At 67.5% G+C, this 26060-nt stretch carries 23 protein-coding genes; 17 read left to right on the top strand and 6 right to left on the bottom strand.

Annotated features, from left to right (window positions below):
* Window positions 1–773, bottom strand: a 773-nt coding sequence (locus G406_RS0115270) for an SDR family NAD(P)-dependent oxidoreductase (RefSeq protein ID WP_028934527.1), incomplete at its 3' end; no start/stop codon positions are given.
* Window positions 774–1317: 544 nt separating this feature from the next.
* On the opposite strand from G406_RS0115270, the gene G406_RS0115260 reads away from it, so the two are divergent.
* The 13 genes from G406_RS0115260 (at window position 1318) to G406_RS47040 (ending at window position 15909) form a co-directional block, all read left to right on the top strand.
* Window positions 1318–2316: an alpha-ketoacid dehydrogenase subunit beta gene (locus tag G406_RS0115260; protein ID WP_028934526.1), complete on the top strand. Its 999-nt coding sequence runs from the start codon at window positions 1318–1320 to the stop codon at window positions 2314–2316.
* Entirely contained in the window at window positions 2313–2561 is a 249-nt protein-coding gene (locus G406_RS0115255) for a lipoyl domain-containing protein (RefSeq protein ID WP_028934525.1), read from the top strand. Before G406_RS0115260 ends, G406_RS0115255 begins: the two co-directional genes overlap by 4 nt.
* A complete protein-coding gene (locus G406_RS0115250; RefSeq protein ID WP_084216088.1) occupies window positions 2558–3859 on the top strand; it encodes an MFS transporter in 1302 nt (433 codons plus the stop codon). The genes G406_RS0115255 and G406_RS0115250 overlap by 4 nt, the downstream gene beginning before the upstream one ends.
* Before the next feature lie 160 nt (window positions 3860–4019).
* A complete protein-coding gene (locus G406_RS0115245) occupies window positions 4020–5246 on the top strand; it encodes a PucR family transcriptional regulator (protein WP_028934523.1) in 1227 nt (408 codons plus the stop codon).
* A 231-nt stretch (window positions 5247–5477) separates the two neighbouring features.
* Window positions 5478–6425 carry a thiamine pyrophosphate-dependent dehydrogenase E1 component subunit alpha gene (locus tag G406_RS47060; protein WP_051342143.1) on the top strand — a complete coding sequence of 316 codons (948 nt, stop codon included), beginning with the start codon at window positions 5478–5480 and terminating at the stop codon, window positions 6423–6425.
* A 224-nt stretch (window positions 6426–6649) separates the two neighbouring features.
* On the top strand, window positions 6650–7468 hold the full coding sequence (locus tag G406_RS0115235) for a PAS domain-containing protein (protein ID WP_028934522.1): 819 nt from the start codon (window positions 6650–6652) through the stop codon (window positions 7466–7468).
* On the top strand, window positions 7465–8574 hold the full coding sequence (locus G406_RS47055) for an acyl-CoA dehydrogenase family protein (RefSeq protein WP_037076733.1): 1110 nt from the start codon (window positions 7465–7467) through the stop codon (window positions 8572–8574). The genes G406_RS0115235 and G406_RS47055 overlap by 4 nt, the downstream gene beginning before the upstream one ends.
* Window positions 8575–8588: 14 nt before the next feature.
* Window positions 8589–8843 carry a hypothetical protein gene (locus G406_RS47050; protein ID WP_156934890.1) on the top strand — a complete coding sequence of 85 codons (255 nt, stop codon included), beginning with the start codon at window positions 8589–8591 and terminating at the stop codon, window positions 8841–8843.
* A 2-nt stretch (window positions 8844–8845) separates the two neighbouring features.
* The gene (locus G406_RS47045; protein WP_051342138.1) at window positions 8846–9649 is read left to right on the top strand and encodes a class-II aminoacyl-tRNA synthetase family protein; all 804 of its coding nucleotides are present in this window, start codon (window positions 8846–8848) and stop codon (window positions 9647–9649) included.
* Window positions 9650–9835: 186 nt separating this feature from the next.
* Window positions 9836–11185: a nitrate/nitrite transporter gene (locus tag G406_RS0115215; protein WP_028934521.1), complete on the top strand. Its 1350-nt coding sequence runs from the start codon at window positions 9836–9838 to the stop codon at window positions 11183–11185.
* 127 nt (window positions 11186–11312) lie between these two features.
* Window positions 11313–12071 carry a DUF3050 domain-containing protein gene (locus tag G406_RS0115210; protein ID WP_037076731.1) on the top strand — a complete coding sequence of 253 codons (759 nt, stop codon included), beginning with the start codon at window positions 11313–11315 and terminating at the stop codon, window positions 12069–12071.
* A gap of 53 nt (window positions 12072–12124) precedes the next feature.
* Window positions 12125–14218: a molybdopterin oxidoreductase family protein gene (locus G406_RS0115205; protein ID WP_051342137.1), complete on the top strand. Its 2094-nt coding sequence runs from the start codon at window positions 12125–12127 to the stop codon at window positions 14216–14218.
* A gap of 14 nt (window positions 14219–14232) precedes the next feature.
* Window positions 14233–15909 (top strand): FAD-dependent oxidoreductase, encoded by a 1677-nt coding sequence (locus tag G406_RS47040; RefSeq protein ID WP_084216091.1) that lies wholly within the window; start codon window positions 14233–14235, stop codon window positions 15907–15909.
* Here G406_RS47040 and G406_RS47035 read toward each other — a convergent pair.
* A complete protein-coding gene (locus G406_RS47035) occupies window positions 15906–17135 on the bottom strand; it encodes an MFS transporter (RefSeq protein ID WP_051342136.1) in 1230 nt (409 codons plus the stop codon). The genes G406_RS47040 and G406_RS47035 overlap by 4 nt on opposite strands.
* Before the next feature lie 304 nt (window positions 17136–17439).
* On the opposite strand from G406_RS47035, the gene G406_RS0115190 reads away from it, so the two are divergent.
* The 4 genes from G406_RS0115190 to G406_RS0115175 are packed head-to-tail and all read left to right on the top strand — an operon-like array spanning window position 17440 to window position 22410.
* On the top strand, window positions 17440–18213 hold the full coding sequence (locus G406_RS0115190; RefSeq protein WP_028934518.1) for a 2,3-dihydro-2,3-dihydroxybenzoate dehydrogenase: 774 nt from the start codon (window positions 17440–17442) through the stop codon (window positions 18211–18213).
* 48 nt (window positions 18214–18261) lie between these two features.
* Window positions 18262–18888 (top strand): isochorismatase family protein, encoded by a 627-nt coding sequence (locus G406_RS0115185; protein ID WP_028934517.1) that lies wholly within the window; start codon window positions 18262–18264, stop codon window positions 18886–18888.
* Window positions 18882–20786, top strand: a complete 1905-nt coding sequence (locus tag G406_RS0115180; RefSeq protein ID WP_245607121.1) for an anthranilate synthase family protein — start codon at window positions 18882–18884, stop codon at window positions 20784–20786. The genes G406_RS0115185 and G406_RS0115180 overlap by 7 nt, the downstream gene beginning before the upstream one ends.
* Before the next feature lie 13 nt (window positions 20787–20799).
* Entirely contained in the window at window positions 20800–22410 is a 1611-nt protein-coding gene (locus G406_RS0115175) for a class I adenylate-forming enzyme family protein (RefSeq protein WP_028934515.1), read from the top strand.
* Between the two features lie 144 nt (window positions 22411–22554).
* Here the strand turns inward: G406_RS0115175 and G406_RS0115170 are convergent, their stop codons facing one another.
* The 4 genes from G406_RS0115170 to G406_RS47030 all read right to left on the bottom strand — a co-directional run bounded on the left by G406_RS0115170 (window position 22555) and on the right by G406_RS47030 (window position 25957).
* On the bottom strand, window positions 22555–22911 hold the full coding sequence (locus tag G406_RS0115170; protein WP_028934514.1) for a hypothetical protein: 357 nt from the start codon (window positions 22909–22911) through the stop codon (window positions 22555–22557).
* A complete protein-coding gene (locus G406_RS0115165) occupies window positions 22904–23650 on the bottom strand; it encodes an SDR family NAD(P)-dependent oxidoreductase (protein WP_169736701.1) in 747 nt (248 codons plus the stop codon). The genes G406_RS0115170 and G406_RS0115165 overlap by 8 nt, the downstream gene beginning before the upstream one ends.
* Before the next feature lie 233 nt (window positions 23651–23883).
* Window positions 23884–25038 carry a uroporphyrinogen decarboxylase/cobalamine-independent methonine synthase family protein gene (locus G406_RS0115160; RefSeq protein WP_028934512.1) on the bottom strand — a complete coding sequence of 385 codons (1155 nt, stop codon included), beginning with the start codon at window positions 25036–25038 and terminating at the stop codon, window positions 23884–23886.
* Between the two features lie 46 nt (window positions 25039–25084).
* Complete coding sequence (locus G406_RS47030) at window positions 25085–25957, bottom strand: TSUP family transporter (protein WP_245607120.1); 873 nt, start codon at window positions 25955–25957, stop codon at window positions 25085–25087.
* Window positions 25958–26060 lie beyond the last annotated feature (103 nt).

The raw sequence follows: 26060 nt of genomic DNA, 5'->3' as shown, positions 1-26060 counted from the left end.
CCGCCGTCAACGGGCAGGCAGACCCCGTTGATGTAGCTCGCCTCGGCCGAGGCGAGGAACACGGCGGCGGCGGCGACGTCCCACGGGCTGCCCATCCGACCGGTAGGGCTCGTGGCGTGCCGGAGGTCGCGGGCGGCGGCCGGGTCTGACCGGTCGGCGAGTATCTGCCGGGTGACCAGTGGCGTGTCGATCAGGCCGGGCATGATCGCATTGACCCGGATGTTGTCGCGCGCGTAGCGCAGCGCCAGCGACACCGTGAGCTGGTTCACCGCCGCCTTCGCCGCGCTGTAGGCGGGGTAGGGGTAGCCGGTGTCGCGGATCGCGGCGATCGACGACACGTTGACGATGGCTCCTCGTCCGCGAGCCAGCATTCTGGGCAGTACATGCTTGCAGGTGAGATAGACCCCGCTGGCATTGATCGCCAGCGCCGCGTCCCAGTGGTCGCGCTCCAGGTCGATGAGTTCACCGAGACCGGCCACCCCGACGTTGTTGTGCAGAATGGTCGGCGGGCCGAACTGTTCCGCACAGTCCGCCACCGCGGCACGGACTTGCTGTTCATCGGTGACATCGGCACGCAGGGGCAGCGCCGTCCCGCCGTCGGTGGCGATCCTCTTGGCTGTTCGCTCAGCGGCGCTCAGGTCGATGTCGATCACCGCAACAGCGGCGCCGTGGTCGGCGAACGCCCGTGCGGCGGCCTCGCCGTTGCTCAGCCCCGTCCCGTTCGATCCGCCGCCGAAGACGAGGGCGGTCTCCCCATTCAGCCGATTGCTCATGGATGACTACTCCGCTCGTTCCCCGGTCGGGTAGCGGGCAACGGTATCCGAGCATTATGTGGCGCGCAGACCGCGCGGCGCATGAATTGGGTTATCCGATTTTCTCGATCTGTCTGATCACGATCAGGAACAGCGGAGCGGTCCGCTGTCGGCGCCGTTGCCGGAGCGACTCGATCATTCGGTTTAGACAGAACGAGGAATGCTCTCCACAGAGTTGCGACCAGAGGTGGTCGCGTTATCGGGACGGCAATCGGATACTACCGGGCATCTTATGACCGAGGTCGCACCGTACCGACCCCGGTCGAACCGACTCGCATACCCGCGAGTCGATCACGGCATCGCCGCCGCCCACCGGCGCGGGGCATGCCCTGAACCGAGGGACAACCAGCGGAATGACAACCTTCCCCACCCTGGCTGCGCTGCTACCAGCGCAGCCGCCGGCTCAGGCGACAAGGTCCATCGTCGAGTTCACGGCAGGGCCGTTCTCGCGCCACGGCCGTTCCCGAGGACGTTGCAGTGCCACCTCGGTGAGCGGAGGCCGCTCATGAGCCCCCGCACCCTCGGTATGGCGAAGGCGATGTTGGAAGCAATGGTCGAGGAGATGGAGAGCGATCCGGGCGTTTTCCTGATGGGCGAAGACATCGCCAAACAGGGCGGCATCTTCGGACAGTACCGCGGTCTTTCTGACCGTTTCGGCTCGCACCGTGTCCGGGACACTCCGATATCGGAGTCCGTGCTGGTGTCGTCAGCGGTCGGCGCCGCATTGACCGGCACTCGCCCGGTGGTGGATATTCACTTCTCCGACTTTCTGACCTGTGCAATGGACGAACTGGTCAATCAGGCCGCGAAGATGTCCTACATGTTCGGCGGTCAAGCTCGCGTTCCGTTGGTGGTCCGCGCGCCGGAGGGCGCGGTGAACTCGGCCGCCGCGCAGCACTCGCAGAGCCTGGAATCCTGGTTCTGCCACACTCCGGGCTGGCGAGTGGTGGCCCCGGCGACCCCGGCGGATGCCAAGGGACTGCTCAAGAGCGCGATCCGGTGCGACGATCCGGTGCTGTACCTGGAACACAAGGCCCTCTACACCAGAAAGGGTGAGGTGCCCGAGGGTGAGCTGGTGGTGCCGCTCGGTTCAGCTCGCGTCGCCCGGCCCGGCCGTGACGTCACGATCCTCAGCTGGTCGCTGACCCTGCTCAAGGCATTGACCGCGGCGGAGCAACTCGCCGAGGAAGGGATCGAGGCGGAGGTCGTCGACCTGCGCAGCCTCGCCCCGCTGGACATGGACACGATCTTCACCTCAGTGCGTCGGACCCGACGGGTCGTGGTCGCTCATGAGGCCGTCGGCGACTGCGGACTCGGCGCGGAGATCAGTGCGCGGGTGGGCGAGCACTGTTTCGCCGACCTCGATGCCCCGGTGCGGCGGGTGACGAACCCCGGACTGCCGATTCCGTTCGCGCCGAGTCTGGAGGCCGCGGTGCTCCCGCAGCCGGACACGATAGCGACCGCGGTCCGGGACACGGTGCGCCCACAGGAGGTGGCGGCATGACCGAGGTGACGATCCCTAAACTCGGCCTCACCATGGACACCGGGGTGCTGACCAGCTGGCTGGTCTCCGACGGCGCCTTGGTCGGCGCGGATCAGCCCATCGCCGAGCTGGCCACCGACAAGACCGAGACCGAGATCGTGGCGCCCGCCGCTGGGGTGCTGCGGATCGTCGCGGAACCCTCTGACGACGAGCTGCCGGTGGGTACCGTCATCGCGCACCTCGATCCGCCCGTCGATCAGCCATGAGCCGCGCGCATCCCGGCCCGGGATCGGGCGCCGCGTCGGACGACCCAGCCGCCACCGAAGCCGGCGGAACGCGAGTGCCGAGAGCCCGATGGTGGCGGATCGGGCTGCTGCTGTTCGTGGTCTACACCGTGGCGTTCGCCGATCGGCAGAACATCAGCGTCGCGATACCCGCGATGGTCAAGGATCTCGGCCTGTCGGCCACGGTCACCGGGGTGCTGCTCTCGGCCTTCTTCTGGGGTTACGTGCTCACCCAGGTGCCCGGTGGAGCGCTGGCCGCGCGCGTCGGCCCTCGGCGGGTCATCGTCGGCACCCTGCTGGTGTGGGGTGTCGCCGCGGTCGCTACCGGCCTGGTCACCGGATACACCGAATTGCTTGTGGTCCGTTTCGTGATGGGTCTGGCCGAGGGTGCGGTATGGCCATCGTTCGCGGTGATGTTCGTGAACTGGTACCCCGATTCCGAGCGGGGTCGCGCCATCAATTTCTCCGAGATGGCGTTGCCGGTCTCCTCGATCATCATGGCGCCCACCGCGGGCTGGCTGATCTCGGGGTGGAACTGGCACGTGATGTTCATCGTGCAGGGTATTCCACCATTGATCGCGGCGGCGGCATTCGCGCTGTGGACCGCGGATGATCCCGAGCAGGACCGGTTCATCACACCGGCCGAACGCCGTCACATCGTCGAGAACCGGTCGGCCGGTGTCGAAGCCGGATCGTTCCTGGAAGTGATGCGCAGTCCGGTGGTGTGGGCGTTCTGCCTGATCTATTTCCTGTGGATCACCGGGCTGTACAGCTTCGGGTTGTGGTTGCCCACCCTGCTCACGCAGTTGTCGCATCAGGGGATCGGGCTGGTCGGAGTGCTGTCGGCGGCGCCGTTCGTGCTCGCCGCCGTCGGCATGTACCTCAACGCGCGTTCCTCGGATCGATCCGGTCGGCCACGCGGCTGGTACGTGGTGATCCCGTTGCTGCTCAGCGGTGCCGCGTTGTTGCTGCAGCACCAGCTCGACCCGGGGCTGGGTGGCAGTCTCGTCCTGTTGATCATCACCGGAATCGGGCTGTACGCGGCTTTCGGACCGTTCTGGGCGTGGAGTCTGGAGCACATCCCGCGCAACCACGCGGGGATGGGGATGGGTTTGATCAACCTGTGCGGCAACCTCGGTGGGATCGTCGGCCCCATCGCCGTCGGGGCCGCGGTGACCGGAGGCGAGGTCGCCAGCGGGTTCTACATCCTCGGCTATTTCCTGCTCGCCGGCGGGGTCTGCGCGATCATCCTGCACCTGGCCCGACGAGCGACCGGCTGAGTCCCTCCGGCACGTGAGTCGATCCGGTCGACAGGATCGACATGGCAATACAGTGGTTGACTTGGCGCGAGCGGGGCCGCCTCGGGGTGCGCGGGGCCGCGAGGCGGAGGGAGGCATCAATGATATGCCTGATGATGTGCCTGACCACACCTGAGCCGGCGTGAAGGAGCAGGGACTGCAGCATGCCGTGGACACGTTGGCGACGCGGCTGGGTCGCTCGGTCGCGATCAACGACCCGGCAGTGCGGGTCATCTGCGCGAGCAGGCACTTCGGCGACGAGGACTCGGTACGGGTGCGGGCGGTGTTGCAGCGCGGCGCGGGCGCGACCGTCATCGGGCACATCCTGTCCCAAGGGGTGGCCGGATGGACCGAGCCGGGGCTGATCCCGCCCAAGGACGACATCGGCATGAAACAGCGGCTGTGCATGCCGATCCGCTGGCGGGGTGAACTGCTCGGTCTGCTGATGATCATCGATCCGGACGGTTCGATGGAAGGCGAGCAGCTGGCGCTAATCAAGACCGCGAGCGTGGAGATCGCGGCGTTCATGTTCGGCGAATTCCTTGCCGACGACGAGCAGCGCAGATCTCGGGAAGCCGCACTGGCCGATCTGCTCAGCGTGAGGTTGGCGAGACGACAGTTCGGCCAGCAGGTCCTCGCCGAGGACCGGTGGTTGCGCGCAGGACGCCATGTGACGGTGAGCGTGGGGGAGGTCGTCGAGGCGCCGCGCGGGTTGGACGGCGAACAGGTGGAGATGGTGCTTCGGGCGGTACTGGAGAACGTCACGCACGCCTGGTCGGGAATCGACGGATTCCTGGCGCGGGGCAGACGGCTGGTCATCGTGCAGCTCGACAGCACGGAGCCCGCCGAGGATCGGCTCCGCCGGGATGCGGCACGGATCGCCGACCAGGTGTACAAGTTCCTCGGCTCGTCCTCACGGTGCGTCTTCGGCATCGGCAGCCCGGTGACCGGACTCACCGACGCCTGGCTCTCCCATGACCAGGCGCGGATCGCGGCCCGCGCCGCCGCGCTGCTGCCCAGCGAGGACCGGATCATGCAGTGGTCCGAGCTGGGTGCCTACGGGGTGTTGCTGCGCATCCCCACCGAGGAGCTCAGCGTCTCGGTGCTGCCGCCGCCGCTGCGGGCACTGCTGTCGCGCGACCCGCATGGCGGGCTCCTCGAGACACTCACCGCCTATCTCGACCATGCCGGTTCCAGCCCCAAGACCGCGGCCGCGCTGCACATCCATCGGACGTCGCTGTACTACCGACTGCATCAGATCGAGGAGATCACCGGCCTGGATCTGGACAATGGGGATCACCGGCTGGTGTTGCATCTTGGCGTCAAACTGGCCGCCTTGCTGTCTGCACAAGAATTCGATGACAGCTGAACCGGTCCCGATCGACAGAGCGAGGAATGTGAAGCCGGGGAATTCATCGATGCGTGGTCGTCCGAGTGGTAAACCGTAACCGATACTGGCGCGAAATATCGTCGAACCGAGGGTTGGTGGCGAACCAGAATGACCACTACGAAGGATTCCGCGGAGAGCGGGACGGATACCGAAACGAATACCGGTACCGGGCTGTCTCAAGCTGAGACCGCGCTCAAGCTGCTGGACACCATGCTCCGCATTCGAGCGTTCGAGACGCGCGCGGAACGACTGTTCCTCGACGGAGAGATCCCGGGATTCGCTCACCTGTCGATCGGGCAGGAGGCGGTCGCGGCCGGAGTGTGTGAGCCGTTGCGCACCACCGACTACATCACCAGTACGCATCGGGGGCACGGCCACACCCTGGCGAAGGGCGCACCGGTGCCGAACATGATGGCCGAGTTGCTCGGCCGGTCGGACGGAGTGTGTCGCGGCAGGGGCGGATCGATGCACATCGCCGACTTCTCGGTCGGCATGCTCGGTGCGAACGCGATCGTCGCGGGCGGGCTCGGCCTGGCGACCGGCGCCGCGCTGTCGGCTCGACTGACCGACCGCGATGACGTGGCGGTCAGCTTCTTCGGTGACGGCGCGACCGCGCGAGGGCCGTTTCACGAAGCACTCAACCTGGCTGTGGTCTGGGAACTTCCGGTGGTGTTCGTCTGCGAGAACAACGGGTGGGCCTCCACGACGCGATCCAGCGAGGCACTGGCCGTCCCGCGCATCACCGACCGCGCGTCCGCCTATCGCATCGCGTCGCGCGGTGTCGACGGCAACGACGTGTTCGCCGTCCATGACGCCGCGTTGTGGGCGGTGGAACACGCTCGCCGAGGCGCGGGCCCGGTACTGCTTGAGTGCGTCACCTACCGCATGCGGGGGCATTACATCGGTGACGCCACCAAGTATCGCGAGCGCGCTGAACTCGCCGAATGGGAGGAGCGCGACCCGATCCCGCGCGCGGTGACCGAGGTGATCAAAGCCGGCGTCGCTGATCCGGCCACCTGCGAGCGGATGCGGCGGGATGCTGAGGTGGAGATCGAGAACGCGGTCGAGTTCGCCCGTGCCAGTGCGCCGCCGGATGTCGCCGAGCTTGCTCGATACCTTTATTCCGAACGACTTCCCGCGGATTCATGGAGCGAATGATGCATTTTCAACAGACTGAGGAATAGCGGCGGTCGGTTTGCGACAGGGAGTGGTCGTCTGTAAAGGGTGTACGAATTAGGCTCATAGGCACGTTCCGCGAGTCGACACCATACGGTCAGGCGAGATCACGCCGAACCGAATAGCGCACACCTCACCATGGGTATGCGCCGCATCCGGGTCGAATGACCACCGTGCCGACGACAATCCCACCAGGGGAGTCGACAGTGACCAGCAGTTACCCGTCAGACGAGCAGCTCATCGATGTGTTCAACAGTGCGTCCTCCGCGCTCATCAGATTGGACGAGCACGGCACGGTCGTCAGCAATCCGGCCGCATCGACTCTGTTCGGCAGCCGCGTGAAGATCGAACAGGTCGCCGCCGCGCTGAGTGCGAGCGCCCGACCCGAGCGTGAACTCGTGAACAAGGTCATCGACACCGAGAACTCGGCTTTCCCGGTCGCGATCGTGAACGTCGCGGCTCAGGCAGCGGGCGGCGGGATCCGGTACTTCTTCGCGGCCCGGCCACGCCTGGGCTCCGCGCTCCCGGCCAGCAGCGTCGAGCGTCCCGACGACACCCCCGCGCCGACCGCACAGACCTGGATGGACGCGGTAGAGGCGGCGGCCGCCGACGAGGCTCCGGTGACCGACACGCAGCTGCTGCGTGAGGTATTCGACCACGCTCCGGTCGCCATCCACGTCATCGCCACCGACGGCATCGTCGTCGCCGCCAACCAACGCGACATCGACCTCGTCGGCGCCACCGAAGACGTCGACGGCTACGTCGGCGGACACATCCGACGCGCCTACGCAGACCAAGACGTCGTAGACGATTTCCTCTCCCGCTGGGACACCGACGGCCCGATCATCGACTTCCGGGCACACTTCCTCAACACCGCAACCGCCACCGGCCAGAAGATGCCCGTCGTCATCTACTCCACCGCCAGGGCCTCAGGAGCCAAACTGGTCAACACCCGCTGCTTCGTATTCACCGACGAGAACCCGGCATGGCGACGGGACGAGGCACTCGAGAACCTCGGCTCGTGACCGGTAGTCGTGACCTGGACGAATGCGTCGCCGTCGCGGAGAAATACGCGGGTGAGGTCGACCGGGACGGTCGCTTTCCGCACGAGGCCATCGAGGCGCTGCAGACTGCCGGTCTGATCAGCCCGGCCGCGGCAGAAGGCAGGGTGATCGCACCGGTCAGCGAGGTGTGCGGGATCGTTCGAGCCGTCTCGGCCGCGTGCGCGTCGACCGGAATGATCGTCGGGATGCACTACACGCAGCTCTCGGCGCTGGCTCGCTACTCGGCCGGCAATGCCTACCTGCGGGAACTGCTCGCCGACGTCGTCGGCACTCAGTCGCTCATCGCGTCCAGCACGACCGAGCGGGCGACCGGTGGCGACACCGGCCGCAGTTCCTGCGCGGTCCGGCCGAGTGGGGACGGGGTTGCGCTGGCGAAGGACGCGAGTGTCATCTCCTACGCGACGCAGGCGCAGGTCGTGCTGGTGACGGCACGCCGCGCCGACGACGCCGAGCCGACCGATCAGGTGCTGGTCGCCTGCGAGCGTGCGCACCTGGAGCTCACGCTCACCAGCGGCTGGGACGCGATCGGGATGCGCGGGACCGACAGCAGCGGATACCAGCTGACCGCGACCCTGCCCGGCGACGCCGTTTTCGACACCCCCTACCGAAGAATCCTCGCCGAGGACATGGCCGCCGTCACACACGTCATGTGGACGTCGGTGTGGTTGGGGATCGCCGACGCGGTCGTCGCAAAAGTGCGGTCGAAGCTGGCGAAGGAGGGCGGCTCGACCGCCCGGCCCGCGAACTCACGGTTCTACGAGATGCTGGCCAAGCGGCAGATGATCGATTCGGTCTGTGCGGCTGTCCGCGAGGAGTATGAGCGCGCGGATGGAGAGCCGTCGTTCGCGGCCGCGCTGCGCGTCAACGCACTCAAGACGATCGCGTCGGACAACCTGGTGGAGATCGCGACGGCAGGCCTCGACATTCTCGGCATGGCCGGGTACGCGAACGGCTCGCCCCTGTCGGTAGGCAGGCTCGTCCGGGACGCGCTGAGCGCCCCGCTGATGGTCGGGAACGACCGGATCCGCGCAAACTCGGCCGATCTCACGCTGATCGCCGGTCGCTGATGGGAGAGCTGTTCGTGATCAATTCGGTCGACGACCTTCTCGTCGATATCAACTCGTGGCTGCGGGACAAGGGAATCGACCGGCAGATCGACCCGGACACCGACATCATCGACAGTCGCATCGTCGACTCGCTGCAGTTCGTCTCGATGGTGGTGCACGTGGAGTCGCTCGGGGCGGACACCGACATCGAGGCGCTCGGTGTGGAGAACTTCCGTACCGTGCGCAGGATCTATGAGACCTGTTTCGTCAGCGCCGGGTATCCGGTGTAGCCATGGACCAGGTGTTCTTCATCGACGAGCAGGCCAGCCACATCATGATCGAGCTGGACCGGGCGTTCGAGGACCGGTTCGCGGCGGTGGGCGCCGTGCGGCAGAAACTGCCGCCTCTGTTGCCCGCCGCCCCGTTGCGGGCCATCGACTACTACCAGAACTTTCACCATCTCGCCAACATGGTCGGTGTACTCGACGGTCCCGAGTTCGACCGTCCCACGCTGCGCAACGGCGGGTTGGTGGTGCCTTCGGCGGCGTGCTACGGCGTCTACCTGCAGCACCGAGGGTCGGTGCTGAACGGGCGCAAGCTGATCACCTCCAACGTCGACTGCGCGAGGCTCGAGTCGACCTATGAGCCGCTCGTGCGGCTCGGCAGCTACTCGGTGCGTGAGCTGGTCGTCCTGGGAGCCGTCGACGATGCTCGGGACTTCTTCGCCGCGCTGCGGCAGAGCGTGATCGACTTCGCCGCCACCGTCGAGCTGCCGCTCACGCTGGAGGCGGCGACCGACTCGTTCTTCCAGTCCGACTCCCCGAAAGCGGTCCTGCAGAAGCTCTCGAAGTCGAAACTGGAGCTGGTCTACGACGGCAGGCTGGCCGTCGGGTCGATCAACTTCCACCGCAACTTCTTCGGCGAACGCTTCGACATCGCGCTGGGCGCCGAGCCCGCGTTCACCGCCTGCTTCGGTGCGGGCCTCGAACGCTGGGCGTACATGCTGCGCGACCACGCGGCACAGCGAGCCCGGTGCGACCAACTCCTGGACCGAGCGTGCACGGCGATCGGGCAATGGGCGGTAGCCCATGCCTGAGCAGCGACGATGACATCCACGTCACCCCCGCCTGGTTGCGCAGTACCGGCAGTGCCCGAGGAGCGATGTGACGCGCGCCGGTGCCGGGAAGCGACAGTGGCCGCCTGTCGGACGGCTCGAATTCACACCGTATGGCGAACCGCGTTCCGCACTCATCTGTTGTCGCCGTAAAGGGGAGACACCGTCATGTCGCAGTTGCGCCGTCGATGGATCGACCACTGGGATCCCGAGGACGCCGGCTTCTGGGAACGGACCGGCGCGCGGGTCGCGTACCGGAACCTGTGGTTCTCGATCCTCTCCGAGCACATCGGGTTCTCGATCTGGACGATGTGGTCGGTGCTCGTCCTGTTCATGGGCCCGGAGTACGGAATCGACGCGGCGGGGAAGTTCTTCCTCGTCGGGGTGCCGACGCTCGTGGGGTCGATCCTGCGGGTGCCCTACGCGCTCGCCGTCGCCCGCGTGGGCGGACGCAATTGGACGGTCTTCTCCGCGCTGCTGCTGCTGATCCCGACGATCCTCGCTGCGGTCGTGCTGGAGCCGGGTACACCGTACTGGGTATTCATCCTGGTCGCGGCCGTCGGTGGGGTCGGTGGCGGCAACTTCGCCTCGTCCATGGCGAACATCAACGCCTTCTTCCCGGAGTCGAGGAAGGGCTGGGCGCTCGGGATGAACGCGGGCGGGGGCAACGTCGGCGTGCCGGTGATCCAGCTGATCGGCCTACTAGTCATCGCGACCGCGGGCGTCAGCTCGCCGAGGATCCTCCTCGGCGTCTACATCCCACTGATCGTGATCTCCGCCGGGCTCGCGGCCGTCTCGATGGACAACCTCACCCCGGTGCGCAGCGACACCGGCGCGTTGCGGGAGGCGGTCGGGGACAACCAAACCTGGGCGATGTCGTTCCTCTACGTCGGCACCTTCGGTTCGTTCATCGGCTACAGCTTCGCGTTCGGCCTGGTGCTGCAGAACCAGTTCGGCCGCACCCCGCTGGAGGCCGCGGCCGTCACGTTCATCGGCCCGCTGCTCGGCTCCCTGATCCGGCCGGTCGGTGGGCGACTCGCCGACCGGCTCGGCGGCGCCAGGGTGACGTTCTGGAACTTCCTCGCGATGGTCGCGGCCACCGCCGTCATCATCGGAGCCTCCGCGACCGGCTCGCTGGCCGTGTTCACGATCGGTTTCGTTCTGCTGTTTGTACTCACCGGCATCGGAAACGGCTCGACGTACAAGATGATCCCGGCGATCTTCCTCGGCCAGGCCGCCGCGGCGATCGCGGCGGGCGCGGACGAGGCGACCGCGCGGCGACGGGCCCGCCGCGTGTCGGCGGCCGTGATCGGTATCGCCGGTGCCGTCGGCGCGCTCGGTGGGCTGTTCATCAACCTGGCATTCCGGGAGTCGTTCCTGACCACCCACTCCGGCGCCACGGCCTACTGGTCCTTCCTGGTCTTCTACCTGGTGTGCGCCGTGGTGACCTACGTGGTGTACCTGAGGCCGGTCCCGACCGACACGACCGCGCCGCGCGCAGCTCACCTCGGCGTGTGACCGCCCGTCCGCGAACGAGAATTGAGAATCGACCTCGGGCACCCGAGGACATCCGCGGCGATCTCATCGAGTCTCAATCGCCGATGCCGGATCCAGCGAATCAAAAACACACTGTCTTGGAGAACGAATGACCGCGATCATGGATTTCGATACCACCCGCGCGAAGCTGATTCAGCATCCACTGTATTCGCAGATCAACACCGAGGATCGGCTGCGAATCTTCATGAAGCACCACGTGTTCGCCGTATGGGATTTCTTCACGCTGCTGAAGCGCCTGCAGAGTGAGGTGACGACAGTCACCTTTCCGTGGCGTCCGAAGGACAAAGCCGAACACGGGCGCTTCATCATGGAGATCGTGCTGGCCGAGGAGACCGACGAAGACATCGGCGGCGGCTATATCAGCCACTTCGAGCTCTACCGCAGAGCGATGGCGGAACTCGGTGCCGATACCGGCCCGATCGACGGCTTCCTTGTCTCACTCGACGCGGGACTGGAGCCCATGGCGGCGCTCCAGGATGCGGATATCCCTGACGGTGCACGTCAGTTCGTGAGACACACGCTGGAGGTTGCGCTGTACGGCGCTCCGCACGAGGTGGCGTCGTCGTTCTGTCACGGTAGGGAGAACCTGTTGCCGGACGTGTTCTCCGAGGTCCGGGCCAATGTCTCGGGAGTACTGATGAACGCACCGGTGCTGCGACATTATCTCGACCGTCACATCGCGTTGGACCATGATGAGCACGGACCACTCGCGCTCCGGCTGCTGGCTGCTCTCTGCGCGAACGACCCGACCCGTAATGCGGAAGCGGAACGAATCGGTGTCGAGGCGGTGCATGCCCGCATCGGATTGTGGGACGGGGTGCTGGCGGAATTTCGGGAAAGGGCGTAGGCGCGCCTTCGCTTATTCGGAGAACTCCTGAACTCAAGGGATTCGTCGGGTCGATGGGATCTTCGATTGGGGGAATCTCCGTGGAAGCAGACCTGACCGCCACCCACTGCCCGTACTGCGCATTGCAGTGTGGGCAGTGGGTCGGCGCCGCCGGGGCGGTCGACGGACGCGAGTTCCCGACCAATCGGGGTGGTCTGTGTCAGAAGGGCTGGACCGCGGGCACCCTGCTCATCCATCCCGATCGGCTCACCACCCCGCTGCTGCGCACCACACGTACCGATCCCCTGCGACCGGTCGGGTGGGACGCCGCGCTCGCCCATGTGGCGAGCAGGCTGCGGGAGCTGCGGGCGCGCCATGGCCCCGACGCCGTCGCCGTCTTCGGGTCCGGTGGACTGACCAACGAGAAGTCCTACCTGCTCGGCAAGTTCGCCCGGGTCGCGTTGGGCACCTCACAGATCGACTACAACGGCCGGTTCTGCATGTCCTCGGCCGCGGCCGCGGGCAACCGCGCGTTCGGTATCGACCGGGGCCTGCCGTTCCCGGTGACGGATCTCGACGACGCTGAGGTGATCGTGCTCGTCGGCGCGAACGTCGCCGAGACGATGCCGCCGCTGATGGGGCACCTGGGTGGGGCCCGGCTCGTCGTGATCGACCCACGCCGGACCCCCACCGCGGAGCGCGCGCTCGCCTCCGGCGGACTGCACCTGGCGCCCGCGCCGGGCACCGATCTCGTCCTGGCACTGGGGATGCTGCATGCCGCCGCCGTCGACGGACTCGTCGACCACGACTACCTCGCCGAACGCACCACCGGGTTCGCGCAGACCTGGGAGATCGCCGCGCAGTGGTGGCCCGAACGTGCGGAGCGAGTGTGCGGGGTGGCCGCCGCTGACATGCACACTGTCGTCGGCTGGCTGGCCGGAGCCGCACGGCGATACGTGCTCACCGCGCGCGGCGCCGAGCAGCACGCGCACGGCGTCGACACGGTGTCGGCATGGATCAACCTGGCGCTGCTCCTGGGTCTGCCGGGGCGCCCGGGATCCGGGTTCGGCACGATCACCGGACAGGGCAACGGGCAGGGTGGGCGCGAGCACGGCCAGAAGGCTGACCAGCTGCCCGGCTGTCGGATGATCACCACCCCGCTCGACCGCGCGCATGTCGCCGGGGTGTGGGGCGTCGACCCCGCGACGCTACCCGGCGCGGGGCGCAGCGCCTCCGAGCTCCTCGCCGCGCTCGGCCGTCCGGACGGCCCGAAGGCGCTGCTCGTGTTCGGCTCCAACGTGGCCGTCTCGGCTCCGGACGCGCGGTCGGTGCAGGACCGGCTCGCCGCGCTGGACCTGCTCGTCGTCGCCGACTTCCTGCCCAGCGAGACCGCACGCGCCGCTGACGTCGTGCTGCCCGTGGCCCAGTGGGCCGAGGAAGAGGGCACGATGACCAATCTGGAGGGCCGGGTGTTGCGCCGCCGCCGTGCGCTGCCGCCGCCGCCCGGCGTCCGCACGGACCTGGAGGTGATCGCCGGCCTGGCCGACGAGCTGGGGGTGACGGGATTCCTGACCGATCCGAGGGAGGTGTTCGACGAGTTGCGGCTCGCCTCCTCGGGCGGGATCGCCGACTACGAGGGCATCAGCTACGCACGGCTGGACGCCGGGGAGGCGCTGCACTGGCCGTGCCCCACCGAACGGCACCCGGGGACACCTCGGCTGTTCCTCGACCGCTTCGGCCACCCAGACGGGCGGGCTCGGATGATCGCGGTGGATCACACTGAGGCCGCCGAACCGCCCGACGCCGAGTACCCGCTGCGTGCCACGACAGGTCGGGTCATGGTGCACTACCAGTCCGGGGTGCAGACCCGTCGGGTCGCGGAACTCACCGGGATCGTCGGGGAGTCGTTCGTCGAGGTGCACCCGGACACCGCCGCCCGCGCGGGTCTGGCCGACGGGTCGCGGGCTCGGGTGGTGTCGCGGCGCGGGAGCGCCGAGGCCCGGGTGCGGTGCGTCGACTCACTGCGACCTGACACGGTGTTCCTGCCGTTCCACTTCGGCGGTGCGCAGGCGGCGAACAACCTCACTCTCGCGGCGCTGGACCCGATCAGCCGGATGCCCGAGTTCAAGGCGTGCGCGGTCCGCATCGAACCGGCGGTGCGTCCGTGACTAGTGCGGTGGCCATGAACCTTCACCGGCCCTCGACGCCCCAGCTTTCCGCTGGACGCACCGGCGAACGACCCGAGTACGCCCGGTACGAGGACCGATCGCCGGCACGCCCAGCGGAAACCTGGAACGCCGATCATCCGGCGAACGTTCATGGCCACCGCACCAGGCGGATCGTGGTCGTCGGGAACGGAATGGTCGGCGCACGCTTTGCCGAGGAGGTGCGGCGACGCGATCCCGAGGCCGCGCGAGTGCACCTCACCGTGCTGGGCGCCGAGCCGCGCCCGGCCTACAACAGGGTGCTGCTGTCCACTGTGCTCGCGGGTGGGCTCTCCCCGCGCTCGGTGCAGCTGCATCCCACCGGGTGGGCTGCCGCGCAGCGGATCGATCTGCGCATCGGGACGACGGTCACCGGGATCGACGCGCGCCGCCGCAGGGTGCACCTGGACGGCGGCGGTGTCGAACCCTACGACGAGCTCGTGCTCGCCACCGGCAGCCGCGCCTGGCTGCCCCCGGTTCCCGGGCTCGCCGACCCGACCGTCACCGCGTTCCGCGATCTCGCTGATTGCGAGCGGATCCTCGCCGCCGTCCGGCCCGGTGTCCGGTTCGCCGTGCTCGGCGGTGGTCTCCTCGGCTGCGAGGCCGCCCGAGGGCTCGCCGCCCGGGGCGTTGCGGTCACGCTCGTGCACCCGGAGTCGCACCTCATGGAACGTCAGCTCGAACCGGACGCCGGAGCGGTGCTCGCCGCCACGATGCGCAGGCTCGGGATCGACGTCCGGCTCGCCACAGCGGTGGCCTGCTGGGAGCGGGACGTGGGCCTGCGGTGCGCCGACGGCTCAATCGTCGCGGCCGACGCACTCGTCGTCGCCACAGGCGTGCGGCCCGAGACCGGCCTGGCCGAGGCCGCCGGACTCACGACCGACCGAGGAGTGGTGGTCGACGACCGGCTCGCCACTTCCGCCGAGCACGTGTCCGCGATCGGTGATTGCGCGCGCCATCCCGGATCCGTCTCCGGGCTCGTCCAACCCGGGTGGGAACAGGCCGCGGTGCTCGCCGACCGGCTCGCCGCCGCCGATCCGACCGCGCGGTACCTCGGCACCCCCGCCGTCACCCGGCTCAAGGCTCGCGACGTCGACCTCGCCACGGTCGGCGACCCCGCCGACCTCATCGACGACGACAACGAGGTGCTGCGCTTCACCGATACCGCAGGCGGGCGCTACGCCGCCGTCGCGCTGCGGGGCGACCGGTTGGTCGGTGGAGCGATGATCGGGCTGCCGCAGGCCGCCGCCGCCATGGTCCAGTTCTACGACGCGGGCATCCCCGCCCCGACCGACCGACTGCGACTCCTGCTCGGCAGGGCACTGCCGCCGGAGCACCGCGATCAGACCGATCCAGAACTGTCGCTGGGGCAGACGATCATCTGCCGGTGCAATTCCGTCACCAAGGACGGGGTGATCGACGCCGTTGCGCATGGCTGCACCACCGTGGCCGCACTGAGTCGCGTCACCCGAGCCGGTACCGGATGCGGTGGCTGCCTCGAACGACTGACGGCCATGCTGACCTGGGCGGTGGGCACGGACCCGATCGGTGAACCCGCGGCGGGTGGCGACACATCCCGGAACGGCCGGTACGAGGTAACCGAACAGAACCCCGCCCACCAGACCGACGCACTGGCACCCGCCGGACCGCACTAGCTCTTCGAGCTCGGGAGTTCCGGCGTCGGCGCACTGCCGGTCCACGTCTTGGCCGGAATGCTCCAGGTGGTGGCGAAGGCACCGACCGCGGCCACGGCGGCGGCAGCAGCAGCGAGGGCCTGTGGTCCGAGAACGGTCAGTGCGACGCCGCCGAGGGCGGAGCCGAGCAGGATTCCGAGATACATGGCGCTGTTGTTCCAGGCCAGGAGGGATCCGCTCGCTTCGGGATAGCGCGCCATGAGCCGCAGTTGTTGGGCGGAGAAGTACGGGTAGGCGGCCAGCGCGATCGCGACGGCGAAGACATCGAGAACCACGATGGAATCGGTGTACAGCACCGCGCTGAAGGCGGCCTGCGCGACGGCCAGGGCGAGCAGACTGACCATGCTGGTGAGCTTTCCGCCGTAGCGATCGGCCAGACGCCCGCCCAGGAGGTTGCCGAGCACCGCACCGCCGCCGAAGCAGGCCAACGCCCAGGCGACCAGGTCTGTCGAGAACCCGCGAAAGCCGATCAACACGGTGGCCAGATAGGTGTAGAACCCGTACACCGCCAACGCCCAGAGCGCGGTGACGCACACCGCCCGGATGCGCACCATGATCGAGGGTGGTGCGGCGACCTCGGCGGTCTCGGTGGCGTCTGCGGTGGACGACGGGAACCCGACAGCGATCGCCCTCGCCTGCTGAGCACGTGCCCGGACCGATGAGTAGCCGGTGACGGCCAGGATGACCAGCGCGGCAGCGGTGATCACGAAGAACACCCCGTGCCACCCGAGCACGACAGCCAGCAGCGCGCCTGCCGGGGCACCGATGATGAGTGCGATCAATAGCCCGGACGTGACGACAGCCAGCCAGCTACCACGCGCCGAGCGCGGCGCGGTAGCGCTGACCAACGCATAGACCGAGGGAGTGATCCCCGAAGCCGCCACACCCGCGATCGTCCGGGCAGCCAGCAACACCGCGAGCGACGGAGCCAGGGCGGTGGCGAGATTCGCCACCACGAACACGGCCAGCGCACCGGTCAACACGGTGTAACGGCCGCGGCGGTCGGCCACAGCACCCAAGCTCGGCCCACCGATCAGATAGCCGAGCGCGAACACCGTCACCAGCCAGCCACCGGCCACCGCGCCGATCCCCAGACTCCGGCCGATCATCGGCAACAACGGCGACATCACAAACAGATCAGTACCGATCAAGAACAACGTCAACCAGCCCACCGTGCGAGACATCATGGCGTCACCGTATCGGGATACGGATTCGTCGAATAGCCAATGCGACCATGTGGCCATGGCGTTTTCCGGCCACCCCAATCAAGGATTTCACGCTGTCATTTTCGACAAACCGAGGAATCGCGGCAGAAAGATTTCGACACAACGCGGGCTGGTTTGGAATCACACTGGATTAGTACGCCAGGACTGGCCGTGACCGGAGCATCCCACCTTCATTGACGCAGGGAGACTTGTGATGACCTCGTGCCTGTGCATTCTCAGCCATCTCCTGATCAGCACCGCGGCGCCGAACCAGGCGGACTGACGGGTGGACGGCAAAGTGGCGTTCGTCTCGGGAGCAGCAGGCGGTATCGGGGCTGCCATCGTACGGGCTCTCGGTGAGCGCGGCGCCGTTGTGGCAGCCGTGGATCGAGACGCCGACGAACTGGCTCTGACCACCGAGAAGATGACCGGAGATGGACTGCACGTCGAATCCTTCGTCGCGGACGTCGGTTCCGAGAATCAGATCGAGGACGTGGTCGGCGCGATCGAGCACCGTCTGGGCCCTATTGAGTTCGTGGTCAATGCGGCGGGTGTACTGCGGCTGGGTGAGATAGCGACATTCGACCATGAGGACTGGACCGACACCTTCATGACCAATACGACAGGTGTCTTCATCGTGTCCCAGGCCGTGATCAGGCGAATGATCCCGCGTAGTCGTGGAGCGATCGTGACAGTCGCCTCGAACGCGGCCGGCACCCCCCGCGCGACCATGGCCGCCTACAGCGCGTCGAAGGCGGCGGCGACGATGTTCACCAAGTGTCTCGGGCTCGAGGTCGCCAAGTACGGCATTCGGTGCAACGTCGTCGCTCCCGGCTCGACCGACACCCCGATGCTCAGCTCGATGTGGCAGGACGAGTCCGGTCCGCGGGCGACGATCGAAGGTGATCCGGAGACGCACCGGGTGGGTATTCCGTTGCGGAAGCTGGCCCAGCCCCGGGACATCGCCGAGGCTGTGGTCTTCCTGCTCGACGACCGGGCCGCGCACATCACCATGCACTCGCTCACCGTCGACGGCGGCGCGAGCCTAGGAGTGTGCTGACGAGGCCCCGTCAGTCTCACACCGAACCGAGCGACCAAGGTGAGGTCCGTGACCGGAATTCCCGTTATCGATCCCTATTCGATGCCGACCAGCGCCGATCTGCCCGCAAACACCGCGCGGTGGAAAGCGGATCCGGATCGGGCGGTGCTACTCATCCACGATATGCAGAAGTACTTCCTGCGCCCCTTGGCCACGACATTGCGCGACGAGCTCGTGGCCAATACCGCCGAACTGCGCGATGGTTGCGTGTCGCGCGGAATTCCGGTCGCCTACACCGCGCAGCCAGGTGGTATGACACCACAACAGCGCGGGCTGCTCGCCGAGTTCTGGGGCGCCGGCATGCGAGTGGCCCCAGCCGACCGGCAAGTAGTGAGCCGGCTCGCGCCCGGCGAGAACGACTGGGAGTTCACCAAATGGCGTTACAGTGCATTCTTCCGCTCTACTCTCCTCGAACGAATGCGAGCGACCGGCCGGGACCAGCTGATCGTCTGCGGAGTCTACGCACATGTCGGAGTGCTGATGACCGCGGTCGAGGCGTTCACCAATGACATCGAGACATTCCTGATCGCCGACGCGGTCGCCGACTTCTCCAAGGAATTCCACCAGTTGGCCATCGACTACGCGTCCGGACGGTGCGCGGTGGTCACCACCGTCAAAGAGATATTCACGTGCTGACGGCAGGTAGCCAGGACATCGCGGCGGAGAAGCTGCTGGATCGGGTGCTGGCGCCGAACCCACCCGCGTTCGCGCTGATCCAGCGACCTCGGGCCACCGGCCCAGCGGTACTCGACCTGCTCGTCGGCACTGTGTCCACCCCGGCGACCATCGCTGAGATCGCGCTGGGCAGGGAGACCGAGGAGGACACCACCAGACCTCGACACGAGGTGCTGGCGATCATCCCGTACCGACAGATCGCCGAGCGCGGCATGGCCTGCGTCGACGACGGCTCACCACTGCTCGCCATGACCATCACCGATCAGGGCACGCTACCCGTCGCGCAGGCCTTGGCCCGGCTACCGGGGGATCCCGTCACGCTGACCGACGCGCGGTTCGACGTCGAGGACGACGCCTATGCCGACATCGTCCGTAGGGTCGTCGCCGACGAGATCGGCACCGGCGAAGGCTCGAACTTCGTCGTCAAACGCACCTTCACCGCCACCATCACCGACTACTCGGCTGCCAGCGCGCTGGCCTTCGCCCGCCGTCTTCTGGAACAGGAGTCCGGTGCCTACTGGACGTTCGTCGTACACACCGGGAATCGCACATTCGTCGGAGCGACTCCGGAACGCCATGTGAGTCTGCACGATGGCGTGGCTGTCATGAATCCGATCAGCGGCACCTATCGCTATCCGCCGGCAGGCCCCACCGTCCCCGGGGTCCTCGACTTCCTCGCCGACCGTAAAGAGGTTGACGAGCTGTACATGGTGCTGGACGAGGAACTCAAGATGATGGCCCGGATCTGCGGTGCGGGTGGTCGGATCGTTGGCCCATACCTCAAGGAGATGACCCGGCTCGCCCACACCGAGTACTTCATCGAAGGGCATACCTCCCGCGATCCGCGCGAGATCCTGCGCGAGACGATGTTCTCGCCCGCGGTGACCGGAAGCCCGCTGGCGAGTGCCTGCCGAGTGATCACCCGCTACGAGCCGGAGGGCCGGGGCTATTACAGCGGCGTCCTCGCTCTCATCGGCCGTGACGGGCACGGCGGCGCCACGATGGACTCCGCCATTCTCATCCGCACCGCTGACATCGATCACGCGGGCAGGATGCGAATCGGTGTCGGCGCCACACTCGTGCGTCACTCCGAACCATCCGACGAGGTGGCCGAAACCGAAGCCAAGGCAGCCGGTCTGCGCGCGGCATTGGCATCGGGAACGAAGACGCGGCTGAGTGACCATCCGTCCGTGGACGCCGCGCTGCGGGCGCGTAACGGCGGTCTCGCTGAATTCTGGCTGGCTGAGAACGACGCCGAGGACGAGCCACGCACAACGCTGTCCGGTCGCACTGCCCTGGTCGTCGACGCCGAGGACTCCTTCACCGCGATGATCGGCCATCAGTTGCGCTCCCTGGGGCTGGTGGTGACGATGCACCGGTTCGATCAGGAGCACTCGTTCGACGACCACGACCTCATCGTCATGGGCCCGGGGCCCGGCGATCCGCGCGACGTGGACGACCCTCGGATCAACCGCGTGCGGACGGACCTGCGCACCCTGCTTGCCAGACGGAAACCGCTGCTCGCGGTATGTCTGAGCCATCAGCTGCTCAGCCTGGAACTCGGCTTCCCCGTGCTGCGCAGAACCACCCCGAACCAGGGTGTGCAGCGCAAGATCGACCTGTTCGGCTCACGAGAGCTGGTCGGCTTCTACAACACCTTCGCCTGCACCAGCGGGCTGGACCAGGTCGCCTGCGCCGGTGTAGGTGCGGTCGAGGTGAGCAGAGACACCCGGTCAGGAGAGGTACACGCGATGCGTGGCCCGAACTTCGCCTCGGTGCAGTTCCACGCGGAGTCGGTACTCACCCAACACGGTGTGCGGATTCTCAACTCGCTCATCGTGGACATACTCAACGGCTGAACGAGGTGCACGCATGATTCTTCAGCGCATCGGAAACCGGGGAATCCAGCTGGGCTCCCTCTTCGACAAGGCGGCCTCCCGGTACCCGGCAGGCGTCGTCGTCCTCGATCATGACCTGCACATCGTCCCCGAGCTGGGCCGCACGCTGATCATGTCGAGTCTGGCCGATCTGGTCGATGACTTCGCCTCCCGGCTGTGGGCCGCGGAAGTCCGACCCGGTGATCACGTGGTCATCTACAAATCGGACAGCTTCGACATCCTGCTGCTCGCGGTCGCCGTCGCGCGGATAGGCGCGATCCCGGTGCTGTTGTCGCCGAAGCTCGACGGTGCGACGGTCGCCGGACTGCTGCCCCGCACCGGGCGGCCGTACCTGCTCAGCGACCAGGAGAAACTCGACGCCGAGCTGCCCGCCTCGGTATTCGATCTCGCCGAGACCGTCCTGCTCGCATCGGGCAGCCACCCGAACGCCATCGAGCTAGCCGGTCTCGCCGGGGTCACGCGGGTCGACCCGGTGCTGATGCCGCCGGACCACCCGACACTGGTGACACACACGTCCGGCACCACCGGAACCCCCAAGCTCGCGGTGCACACCGGGCGCAGTCTCCAAGCGCGCTACCGCCCGCAGGCCTCGGCGTTCGCCCTGTTGCGCCGCCGCGAGACCGTGGCCATGCACGTGTCCTTCGTGCACTCTCGGATCATCACGGCGACGGCCATCGCGCTGTACCGAGGCCTCCCGCTCCTCGTCCTCGCTGACGACGATCCAGACCACGTCGCCGGCATCTTCGCCGCGCTGCGCCCCGGCGTCATCGAAGCGCATCCGAACTCGTTCATGCGCTGGGAGGAACTCGCCGACGATCCGCGTCGGCCGCTGGCGAACGTGAAACTGTTCAGCAGCACCTTCGACGCGATCCATCCGCGTACCGTGCAACGGCTGCTCCGGGCCACGGAGCGCAGAGCACCGCTGTTCGGGCAGCTCTACGGACAGAGCGAGACCGGTCCGATCGTGCTCCGCACCTACAGCAGGCGCCGGTCGCCGGACGCGGACGGCCGCTGCGTCGGGTTTCCCTTCCCCGGCATGACCGGTATCCGGATCACCAGCAGGGACGGCCGACCGACCGGCAAGTCCTCTCCTGGCTACATCGAGGTGCGCAGCGACGGTCGAGCGGTGACGTTCCTAGGTGAGCCCGCGCGGTACGCCGAGCAGGCGAATGGCTCGTGGTGGCGGATGGGTGACCTGGGTTACCGCTCCAGATGGGGATGCCTGCATCTGCTCGACCGGGAGGTCGACGAGATCCCGGGATTCGGCAGTACCCTCGCGGCCGAGGATCTGCTGCTCTCGAAGCTGGCGGACCTCGCGGAGGTGGTGATCATCCCCGGTCCGGACGGCAGCGTACTGCCGGTGATCTCCACCAAGGACGATGCACCGCTCGACCCGGCAGCATGGCGGGCCGCCGCCGTCGACCTGCCGCCCATGGCGGACCCGGTGCACAAGCCTCTCGCCGAGCTGCCGCACACCGCCACGACGAAGATCAAGCGGCTCGAGCTGGCCCGCACGCTGGCAGACGAGTTCGCGCGGTCATCGAGCCCGACCGAGCGTGCTCATCCTTCGCCTCGGAGCACCTAGTGGTCACGACCGGACGAACCTCCGGTCGCAACCACTCACACCGCCCAAACCGTTGCCGCGACGCCGCGACGTCACATGAAAAGCTGCCGGGCGCAGCCAGCGCACCGCCGGTCACAGCGGCAGGACCAGCGCCGATTCAGGACACTAGCCCGTCATTCGGGCCGCAGCCGCAGCCGCTGACAGAACCCAGCTCACTTCACGCCGCTCGTCGGCCGCGTCCGGTAGCTCGGACACCACGTAGTACTCGCCATCGCCGAAAGCGAGGACGAGGTGGTCGGCTTCCTCCACCGGTGGGCTTCGGCGCGAGGACAGGACGCACCCGTACCGCCGTGCGGTGACAGTGATCAACTCCCGGGCCGAGCTCAGCACGGCCGCGGGTGGCGAACCGGGGAGGGCCGCGACGAATCCGCAGACTCCTTCCAGTGAGCGCACCGCACGTCGACGCCGGTTGATCAGCGTCAGTACTTCGTCGTAGTTCGTGCTCTTGGTCATGTCACTCATACCTGTTGAGGGTCAGTGTCTGGCCGGTGGTTCCGGTCGGAGGCAGGTCCAGCAGAAAGCCCGCTGCCGCCGCGACGTCCTCGGCCGTCTTGATCCATTCTCGGCCGAACGCCTTTCCGATGCCGCTGAGCAGGCTCGCCGCCACGCTGTCCTCACGACCGCCGAGCAGGGAGGTATTGGTGGGGCCGGGGCGCAGCTCGTTGACGGCGATTGCCTCTTTGTCCAACTCGCGACTCAGTGTGCGCATCAACGAGTGCAGCGCGGCCTTCGTCGCGTTGTAGGCGGCGAAGCCGGTCGGTGACCGGACCGAGGCATTGGATCCGATCAGCAGGATGTGACCGCCTGCCGGATTCGCGGCCAGGTGTGGGATGCAGCCGCGAATCAGCTGGGCAGGCGCGACGACGTTGATCGTGAGCGCTTCCGTCCACTCCGCCGTGGCCAGCTTGGCCACGGGCGCCTCCGCGCCGTGCACACCCGCGCAGGCCACCACCGCGTCGAGCCGCCCGCACCTGGTCAGTACCTGGTCACCGACGGCGCCCATCGAGTCCGGCTCCGCGCTGTCGGCGAGCACCGTCGTGATCCGTCCGCCCCCGTGGGCGACCGTGTCCGCGAGACTGGCTTCGGTCCGACCGACCGCGACCACGTGCCTGCCCCGGCCGACCTGATCGAGGGTGATCGCCCGGCCGATCCCCCGGCTCGCGCCGGTGACGACGACGACCCGCTCGCGCTGCTCAGGCATGGTCACTGTCGACACTCCTCATGGGTTCGTCCTCGACCACGTTGGCGGTCTGACTGCCCTGCGCATTCGGCATCGGCGCACACCGGGGTAGTGGCGGGTACCGATGGTGTCGGTGAGATCGCGCCCATCGTGGCGACCCGATCGTCGACCACGAGTCGATGCTCCCTCGTACCGCGGGAGGTGACACGAACGTAGCACAGAGTTCGGCAATGGTAATACCATAGTGCAGCTGATCAGGCCCACACCTCCTCAGCGATCCGGCAGACGAGTTCCAGCTTGCGCCACTGGACGTCCTCGCTGAGGACGTTGCCCGGTGCCGAGGACGCGAACCCGCACTGCGGGGCGATACCGAGCTGGGAGATGTCGAGGTAGGCGCTCGCCTCCTCGATCTTGCGCAACAACGCGGAGCGGGTCTCGAGCTCGGGGTCCTTGCTGCTGACGATGCCGAGCAGGACCGTTGGACCTGGCGGCACGTGGCGCAGGGCAGAGAAATCGCCTTCCCTGGAGGCGTCCTCCCATTCGACGAGGAACCGGTTGTAGGGCAGGTTGAAGACCTGCTCCGCCACCGGTTCGAGCGAGCCCTCCCAGATCCAGCGGGACTTGTAGTTCCCCCGGCAGATGTGCAGTGCCGTGGTCACCCCCTCGGGCAGGCCGGTCAGGATGTCGCGGTCGGCCCGCAGGCAGCGGGCCACCATCGTGGCGATGTCGATGCCCTGGCCCTCCAGGCGCCGCCGCCAGGTCTCGTCGCCGACCACGACGTAGGGCGGGAAGTCGAACTGGACGTGTCCTGCGCCACTGGCGATCGTCTCGGTGATCAACGACTTCTGGATGGCGTGGACGTCGGCGACGAACTCCTCGCGGTCCGGGTACGCCGAGGTCGTGGTGCCCTCGACGTATCCGAACGGGCCGGGCCACCACGATCCAGCCGGGAAGCTGACCTTCGGGGCGCGCGCGGTGATCGACGTCAGGAATTCGATCTCAGCCTTGGCCGGATTGCCGATCCGGCGGAGCCTACCGATGACCTCCGGAATTCCCGGGTAGTAGATGTCCTCGCCTCGGCCGGTCGGGTCCGGATACGGAATCGGTGCCGTCGGTGGACCGGTTCCCTCGACGGCGTCGTAAACCGAGTTGAGGAACAGCATGCGGCGCAGTTCGCCGTCGGTCACCAGTTCGATGCCCGCGGTTTCCTGTTGGGTGACCACCTCGCGGATGCAGGTGTCCTCCACCTCGTGCAATTCGGTGAGATCGAGGGTTCGTTCGTGTTCGAGCATGCTGGTATGGCCAGGTGCGTAGACCTTGTCCAGCGCCGTCTTGAGGGAGCTGGGTCGTAGCAGGCTGCCGACGTGTTCGGCACGGGGCAGTCCGAACGGGTCGCGAGGCAGACTCATGCGTCATTCTCCTGAGTGGGTATGCGGCGGTGGACTGGGCCGCCGATCATCGGTCGGCGCCCGTCGTGGAACTCTCCGCATGGTTCTGCACCGATGCGGCCCGGTCGGCTCGGATCATCGACACGATCTCCCGGATGCCCATCGCGAGGGCGAACGTACCGAACACGACTCCGAGGACGACGCTGTCGAGCGCGAGGGCGAGCAGCGCACCCGCGATGGCGCCGGGGACGGCGCCGACGCTCAACAGCCGGCCCAGCCGGGCGGATGCAGTGCCCTTGCGCAGGTGCATGTAGCCGCCGACGATCGAGTTGGGCACGAACATCAGCAGCGAGGTTCCCGCCGCGGTGTGCAGGTCCGCGCCGAACAGCAGGACCAGGGCAGGCACGGCGAGCAGTCCGCCGCCGAGGCCGAGCGCGGCGGCCCATGCCCCGATGATCACCCCCGTGACGATGGTTACCGGGAGCACGAACCACAGACTGGCGAGCAGGCCGGGGGAGACGGCCGCCTTGCCGTAGAGCGGGTCGAGGCCCGCCGCATCGAGGTAGAGCTTCGCGGCGGTGATCAGGACGATGGCGATGAACAGGATCCGCAGGATCCGCTCCGGGATGCGCGAGATGATCCCGGCTCCGAAGAAGCCGCCGATGATGCCGCCGATGATGAGCCCGGAGCCTGCCCGCAGGTCGATCGCACCGCCCGCCAGCGCGTAGACCGCGGCGCCGATCGCGCACACGGCGATGTTGGCGACGGTCGACGTGCCGTGCAGCACCTTGCGCGGCAGTCCGGCGAACCGGTCGAGCGCGGGGACGAAGAAGACGCCGCTGCCGCCGCCGAGCAGGCCGCCGACCGCGCCGCCGGTGACCCCGATCGCCAGTGCCCCTCCTGTGCTGAGCCGGTCCGCTGTTCCCGGATCGTTGATCACCGTGCACACTCCTTTCGTCGGACGTCTGATGAATCGGCCCAGTCGTGACCGCTGGTGGCCTCCGCTCCGGAGATCTCGGCACGCTGACTTCGGCATCGTGGAT

The sequence above is a fragment of the Actinospineispora spinosispora DSM 44797 genome, assembly GCF_000429025.1.
Taxonomy (GTDB): Bacteria; Actinomycetota; Actinomycetes; order Mycobacteriales; family Pseudonocardiaceae; genus Pseudonocardia; species Pseudonocardia spinosispora.
This window is presented reverse-complemented; position numbering and strand designations above follow the sequence as displayed.